5 protein-coding genes and 1 pseudogene are annotated in these 6,895 nt (G+C 54.1%); 4 read left to right on the top strand and 2 right to left on the bottom strand.

The features are described from left to right. Together ACRDD5_RS01385 and ACRDD5_RS01380 are read left to right on the top strand one after the other, a co-directional pair. A pseudogene (locus ACRDD5_RS01385) lies at nucleotides 1-416 on the top strand (type I glyceraldehyde-3-phosphate dehydrogenase); the annotation flags it as partial. 75 nt (nucleotides 417-491) lie between these two features. After that, on the top strand, nucleotides 492-1,376 hold the full coding sequence (locus ACRDD5_RS01380; protein WP_438675685.1) for a D-hexose-6-phosphate mutarotase: 885 nt from the start codon (nucleotides 492-494) through the stop codon (nucleotides 1,374-1,376). Nucleotides 1,377-1,423: 47 nt separating this feature from the next. On the opposite strand, the gene ACRDD5_RS01375 is transcribed toward ACRDD5_RS01380, so the two are convergent. Both ACRDD5_RS01375 and ACRDD5_RS01370 read right to left on the bottom strand, forming a co-directional pair. Then, nucleotides 1,424-2,278: an aldo/keto reductase gene (locus tag ACRDD5_RS01375; protein WP_438675684.1), complete on the bottom strand. Its 855-nt coding sequence runs from the start codon at nucleotides 2,276-2,278 to the stop codon at nucleotides 1,424-1,426. A 91-nt stretch (nucleotides 2,279-2,369) separates the two neighbouring features. Continuing rightward, nucleotides 2,370-3,116 carry a MipA/OmpV family protein gene (locus ACRDD5_RS01370; RefSeq protein WP_271283886.1) on the bottom strand — a complete coding sequence of 249 codons (747 nt, stop codon included), beginning with the start codon at nucleotides 3,114-3,116 and terminating at the stop codon, nucleotides 2,370-2,372. A 433-nt stretch (nucleotides 3,117-3,549) separates the two neighbouring features. Here ACRDD5_RS01370 and yeaG point away from each other — a divergent pair, with 433 nt between their 5' ends. Next, entirely contained in the window at nucleotides 3,550-5,484 is a 1,935-nt protein-coding gene (gene yeaG / locus ACRDD5_RS01365) for a protein kinase YeaG (RefSeq protein ID WP_438675683.1), read from the top strand. A 124-nt stretch (nucleotides 5,485-5,608) separates the two neighbouring features. After that, nucleotides 5,609-6,892, top strand: a complete 1,284-nt coding sequence (locus ACRDD5_RS01360; RefSeq protein WP_271283888.1) for a YeaH/YhbH family protein — start codon at nucleotides 5,609-5,611, stop codon at nucleotides 6,890-6,892. Nucleotides 6,893-6,895: the final 3 nt, after the last annotated feature.

Raw genomic sequence — 6,895 nt, 5'->3', positions numbered from 1 at the left:
GGCGCGGCGGCCGCGGCGCAGCTCAGAACATCATCCCTTCTTCTACCGGTGCTGCTAAAGCTGTAGGCGTTGTACTGCCAGAGCTGAACGGTAAAATCACTGGTATGGCGTTCCGCGTTCCAACTCCAAACGTGTCTGTAGTTGACCTGACCGTTCGTCTGGAAAAAGCAGCGTCTTACGAAGAAATCAAGAAAGCAATCAAAGCGGCTTCTGAAGGCCCAATGAAAGGCGTTCTGGGTTACACCGAAGATGACGTTGTTTCTACCGATTTCAACGGCGAAATCTGCACTTCTGTGTTCGATGCTAAAGCCGGTATCGCACTGAACGACAACTTCGTTAAACTGGTTTCCTGGTACGACAACGAAACTGGTTACTCTAACAAAGTACTGGACCTGGTCGCTCACATCTCCAAATAAGTTCTGGAGATTCTGACCCAAAAAGGCGACCTCGGTCGCCTTTTTTTATGGCTTTAAAAGACAGAGGATTGCGTAATGATTAAAAAAATTTTTGCACTTCCGGTAGTCGAACAACTTACCCCTGTGCTCTCCCGCCGTCAGATTGATGATGCTGAAGTCATCGTTGTCGATCACCCGCAGGTCAAGGCTTCCGTCGCCCTGCATGGCGCGCATCTGCTCTCCTGGCAGCCAGAAGGTGAAGTCGAAGACCTGTGGCTGAGTGACATTACCTCCTTTAAGAAAGGCGCAGCCATTCGCGGCGGCGTGCCCATCTGCTGGCCGTGGTTTGGCCCGGCGGCTGAACAGGGTTTACCGTCCCATGGTTTTGCCCGCAACCTTCCGTGGACGCTGAAAAACCATAGCGAAGACAATTCCGGCGTGGCGTTGACCTTTGAACTGCAAAGCAGCCATGAGACACGTCAGCTCTGGCCACACGACTTCACCCTGTATGCGCACTTTACGCTGGGCAAAACCTGCGAAATTGAACTGGAAGCGCACGGCGAATTTGAGACCACCTCGGCCCTGCACACTTACTTCAACGTGGGTGATATTGCGGCGGTAACGGTGAGCGGTCTGGGCGATACCTTTATCGATAAAGTGAATAACGCCAAAGAGGGCAATCTGAGCGACGGCACTCAGGCCTTCCCGGATCGTACTGACCGCGTTTATCTGAACCCGGAAGCCTGCAGCGTGATTCATGATGCGGCGCTTAACCGCAGCATTGAAGTCATCCACCAGCATCACAGCAATGTGGTCGGCTGGAACCCGGGCCCGGCGCTGTCGGTGAGCATGGGTGACGTACCGGATGACGGATACAAAACCTTCGTGTGCGTAGAAACTGCCTGCGTCAGCGAGCCGCAAACCACACGTGAAGCACAGCCTTCACGTCTGGGACAGACAATTCACATTGTGAAGCGTTAATCCCCGCGCAATTGCCCTTTCCTCCCGGAGAGGGCATTAACATGAATTCACACCACATCTAATGCCGTTTTCTGCCCCGGAGCCGGGAAGGCCTGATCCAGTTGTAATAACGCCTCGGCGGACAGCGAAATTGTCAGCGCAACCGCATTTTCTGCCACATGCTCGATTGAGGAGGCTTTTGGAATGGCGATCACGCCCTGGTGGCTGACAACCCACGCCAGCAGCACCTGCGCCGCACTGGCGTTGTAGTCCTGCGCAATCGCCTGTACGACCGGATGATTCATCAGCCCGGTGCGTAAACGCCCGGCTTGCGCCAGCGGACAATAAGCCATGACTGGCATCTGCTGCTGCTGACACCACGGCAGAAGATCGTACTCGATACCGCGTGAGGCCAGATGATAGAGCACCTGATTGGTGGCGCAGTGATGACCGCCCGGCACCTGCCCCAGCTCCTGCATATCTGCGTAATCCAGATTTGATACACCCCAGCGGCCTATCTTGCCCTGCTGTTGCAGGGTCTCCATCAATTTGACGGTTTCCGCCAGCGGATAATTCCCGCGCCAGTGCAGCAGATAGAGGTCGATACGATCGGTGCCCAGGCGACGCAGGCTCGCGTCACAGGCGGCAATCCCTTTTTGCCCGCCCGCATTCCAGGGATAAACCTTGGAGACCAGATATACCTTATCGCGCTGGCCTTTGATCGCCTCGCCGACCACCTCTTCTGCCCCGCCGTCGGCGTACATTTCTGCGGTATCGATGAGCGTCAGCCCGAGATCGATGCCCGCCCGCAGGGCAGCCACTTCCTGACGGCGCTGACCCGCCTGCTCACCCATATACCATGTGCCCTGCCCGATAGCCGGAAGCACAACGCCGTCGCCGAAGGTCACGGTTTTTTCGCTCATCACGTTCTCCTGGTTTGTCTGCTCCACCGTAATGCAAACGGGGCGCAAGCGCCCCGTTGTGATGCACAGAATGCACTATAAAAATGCACAATCAGAAACTGTAGGTCACGCCCACAGACAACAGTCCGGCCCAGGACTTATCGACCATCGGGCTGTCTTTTACTTCATCGCTCAGGTGCGAGTAACGGCCTGTGCCGTACACATTCCAGTCGGTGGCAAATTTATAGCTTGCCGTCAACTCGAGGTATGGGTTCCAGCCATCGTCGGCGTTGTAGCTGTTCAGACCGCTGCGATTGGCTTCACGCTGCGACACGCCGTAGTAGTAGTCGTTGTAGTTTTCGCTGCTGTATTCTACACCGATCCCCGGCGTCAGAGTCAGCCCACCGTTGGTATAACGGTACAGCCACGCCAGATCCCAGATGAAGCCGTTGCTGTTGTCGAGGGTATCTCCCGCCAGCGCGGTGCGCAGGAAGCCATACTCGGTGTTATGGACATAAGAGAGGCCCGCCATCATGGTGCTCTTACGTTTGTCGAGCTGACGCAGCTGATAGCTGTCGCTGTCTCCCGGCTTGAAGTGCAGTGGCGAGTAGTAGGCCATGATCGACAGTTTGTCGGTCTGGTCATTCCACAGGTAGTAACCCCCACCCAGTCCACGGAACCAGAAGTTATCCCCTTCATAGGTAATAACCGGAACCGGGTACACGTCGCGATCGTATTGTTTATACGGGCTATTAATCACGCCGACGCCTGCGCCAACGGACCAATGGTTTTCCGCATGAGCGGCCCCCACTGAAGCGGCAACGAGAACGCCCAATGCCAGATGTTTGAGTTTGGTCACAATCCTTTTTTCCTGTAGTCAAATAATCAGCGAATGGAGTGTAACCGCCCTTTACTCCCTATCTCAAAACTTTTTTGCAGGCTAATCAATTTGACCAACCGGTCATTTTGTGCACGAAAGATGACGAAACGCGGTCAGCAGGATGACAGTTTGACGAAGGCGCGGGGTTTGCCATTCAGGATAAGGCTGAATTTTTGGATGAGTTATTGATATGTCATTGAAATTAGATTTTGCATGCAGGCAAGTTTTGCAAATGCCATCTACGCTTAATTTTAAGAAGCTGAATACCCGATCACCCCGCAGTTTTAGCGCCCGATCTGGCATACGGGTTGCTGCTCTGGCAGTGAGGTGTAAGGGATCCCGCTTCCGGGAGCCTCTACTACTCATATGAACGGCTCTTTTCCTGTGCTAAAAAACGAAAGGACGGCATGCCATGAATATATTCGATCACTATCGCCAGCGCTATGAAGCTGCCAAGGACGAAGAGTTCACACTGCAGGAGTTTCTTACCATCTGTCGGCAAGATCGCAGTGCCTATGCCAACGCGGCAGAACGACTATTGATGGCTATTGGTGAGCCGAATATGGTTGATACTGCCCAGGAGCCCCGGCTTTCCCGTCTGTTTTCGAATCGGGTTGTTGCCCGATATCCGGCGTTTGAAGAATTTTACGGCATGGAAGATGCCATCGAGCAGATCGTTTCCTATCTGAAGCATGCGGCGCAAGGCCTGGAAGAGAAGAAACAGATCCTGTATCTGTTGGGTCCGGTAGGCGGTGGTAAATCCTCGCTGGCGGAGCGTCTGAAATCGTTAATGCAGCGCGTGCCTATTTACGTGCTTAGCGCTAACGGTGAACGCAGCCCGGTCAACGATCATCCCCTGTGCCTGTTTAACCCTCAGGAAGATGCGCAGATTCTGGATAAAGAGTACGGCATTCCGCGTCGCTATCTTGGCACCATCATGTCGCCGTGGGCCGCAAAACGCCTGCACGATTTCGGCGGGGATATTACCAAATTCCGCGTGGTGAAGGTCTGGCCGTCCATTCTTGAACAGATTGCGATTGCCAAAACAGAACCGGGTGATGAGAACAACCAGGATATCTCTGCACTGGTCGGTAAAGTGGACATCCGTAAACTGGAAAACCACGCGCAAAACGATCCGGATGCTTACGGCTATTCCGGGGCGCTGTGCCGTGCCAACCAGGGGGTGATGGAGTTCGTCGAGATGTTTAAAGCGCCAATCAAGGTGCTGCATCCGCTGCTGACCGCCACTCAGGAAGGTAACTACAACGGGACGGAGGGGATTTCCGCCCTGCCATTTAACGGCATTATCCTTGCCCACTCGAACGAATCGGAATGGGTCACCTTCCGTAACAACAAGAATAACGAGGCGTTCCTTGACCGTGTTTACATTGTCAAAGTGCCTTACTGCCTGCGGATCTCTGAAGAGATCAAAATTTACGAAAAACTGCTTAACCACAGTGAGCTGGTGCATGCCCCATGCGCCCCGGGAACCCTGGAAACGCTGTCGCGCTTCTCGATCCTGTCGCGCCTGAAAGAGCCTGAAAACTCGAGCATGTACTCGAAGATGCGCGTCTATGACGGTGAAAGCCTGAAAGACACCGACCCGAAAGCGAAGTCCTATCAGGAGTATCGCGATTACGCCGGGGTCGATGAAGGGATGAACGGGTTGTCCACGCGCTTTGCGTTTAAAATCCTCTCCCGCGTGTTCAACTTTGACCATACTGAAGTGGCGGCGAACCCGGTGCATCTGTTCTACGTGCTGGAGCAGCAAATTGAGCGCGAGCAGTTCCCGCAAGAGCTGGCTGAACGCTACCTTGAGTTCCTCAAAGGCTATCTGATCCCGAAATACGCCGAGTTTATCGGCAAAGAGATCCAGACCGCCTACCTGGAATCTTACTCCGAGTACGGGCAGAACATTTTTGACCGCTACGTTACCTATGCGGATTTCTGGATCCAGGATCAAGAGTATCGCGACCCGGATACCGGCCAGCTGTTTGACCGTGAATCGCTGAATGCCGAGCTGGAAAAAATCGAGAAGCCTGCCGGGATCAGTAACCCGAAAGACTTCCGTAACGAGATCGTCAACTTCGTGCTGCGTGCCCGTGCGAACTTCAGCGGACGTAATCCGAACTGGACCAGCTACGAAAAACTGCGCACTGTTATTGAGAAGAAAATGTTCTCCAATACCGAGGAGCTGTTGCCGGTTATTTCGTTCAACGCCAAAACCTCAACCGACGAGCAGAAAAAGCACGACGATTTTGTCGACCGTATGATGGAGAAAGGATACACCCGCAAACAGGTTCGCCTGCTGTGCGAATGGTATCTGCGCGTACGTAAATCGTCATAACAGCCCAAAAAGCCCGGCGGCACATGGCTTGCCGGGCGTACAACAATGTTCCGTAGGCCGGGTAAGCGAAATGCCCCCGGCACTTACGGGCACTGAAAGTTGGCAAATGCAGTACGGGGGGCATATGACCTGGTTTATTGACCGGCGTCTTAACGGCAAAAACAAGAGCACGGTGAATCGCCAGCGCTTCTTGCGTCGTTATAAAGCGCAAATCAAACAGTCGATCTCCGAGGCCATTAATAAGCGTTCGGTAACCGACGTAAACAGTGGGGAGTCCGTCTCTATCCCGACGGACGATATCAGCGAACCGATTTTTCATCAGGGGCGAGGCGGCTTACGCCATCGCGTTCATCCGGGTAACGATCACTTTGTGCAGAACGACCGCATCGAACGTCCACAAGGCGGCGGGGGCGGCGGCGGAAGTGGTCAAGGCCAGGCCAGCCAGGACGGCGAAGGTCAGGACGAATTTGTGTTTCAAATCTCCAAGGATGAGTATCTGGATCTGTTGTTCGAAGATCTGGCCTTGCCGAATCTGAAGAAAAACCAGCACCGGCAGTTGAATGAGTACAAAACCCACCGCGCAGGGTATACGGCCAACGGCGTACCGGCCAACATCAGCGTGGTGCGTTCGTTGCAGAACTCGCTGGCGCGACGCACGGCGATGACGGCGGGCAAAAAGCGCGAACTCCGCGAGCTGGAAGCCAGCCTGGGTATCATTGAGAACAGCGAGCCCGCGCAGCTGCTGGAAGAGGAACGTCTGCGCAGAGAGATCGCTGAGCTGCGGGCGAAGATTGAGCGCGTGCCGTTTATCGACACTTTTGACCTGCGTTACAAAAACTACGAGAAACGTCCGGAGCCCTCCAGCCAGGCGGTGATGTTCTGCCTGATGGACGTTTCCGGCTCAATGGATCAGGCCACCAAGGACATGGCGAAGCGCTTTTATATTCTGCTGTATCTGTTCCTCAGCAGAACCTATAAGAACGTGGACGTGGTCTATATCCGCCACCATACCCAGGCAAAAGAGGTGGATGAACACGAGTTCTTCTACTCGCAGGAAACCGGGGGCACCATCGTCTCCAGCGCCCTGAAGCTGATGGATGAAGTGGTGAAAGAGCGTTATGACCCGGCGCAGTGGAACATCTATGCCGCGCAGGCTTCGGACGGTGATAACTGGGCAGATGATTCACCGCTGTGTCATGAAATTCTGGCTAAAAAACTCCTGCCAGTGGTGCGTTATTACAGCTATATCGAGATCACCCGCCGCGCCCATCAGACGCTGTGGCGTGAGTATGAGCATCTGCAAACCACGTTTGATAACTTCGCGATGCAGCACATTCGCGACCAGGATGATATCTATCCGGTGTTCAGAGAGCTGTTCCATAAGCAATCTGCCACCAGCAACAGTTAATCC

Source organism: Silvania sp. (assembly GCF_051656365.1).
In the GTDB taxonomy this organism is placed as follows: Bacteria; Pseudomonadota; Gammaproteobacteria; order Enterobacterales; family Enterobacteriaceae; genus Enterobacter; species Enterobacter hatchlandensis.
Note: the sequence above shows the minus strand (reverse complement) of the source record. Positions and strands in the feature narration are given on the sequence as shown.

Bases quoted from the DNA above. Each gene is read 5' to 3' on its own strand.
- ACRDD5_RS01380 (WP_438675685.1), top strand. From the start codon at position 492: ATGATTAAAAAAATTTTTGCACTTCCGGTAGTCGAACAACTTACCCCT.
- ACRDD5_RS01375 (WP_438675684.1), bottom strand. From the start codon at position 2,278: ATGAGCGAAAAAACCGTGACCTTCGGCGACGGCGTTGTGCTTCCGGCT.
- yeaG (WP_438675683.1), top strand. From the start codon at position 3,550: ATGAATATATTCGATCACTATCGCCAGCGCTATGAAGCTGCCAAGGAC.
- ACRDD5_RS01360 (WP_271283888.1), top strand. From the start codon at position 5,609: ATGACCTGGTTTATTGACCGGCGTCTTAACGGCAAAAACAAGAGCACG.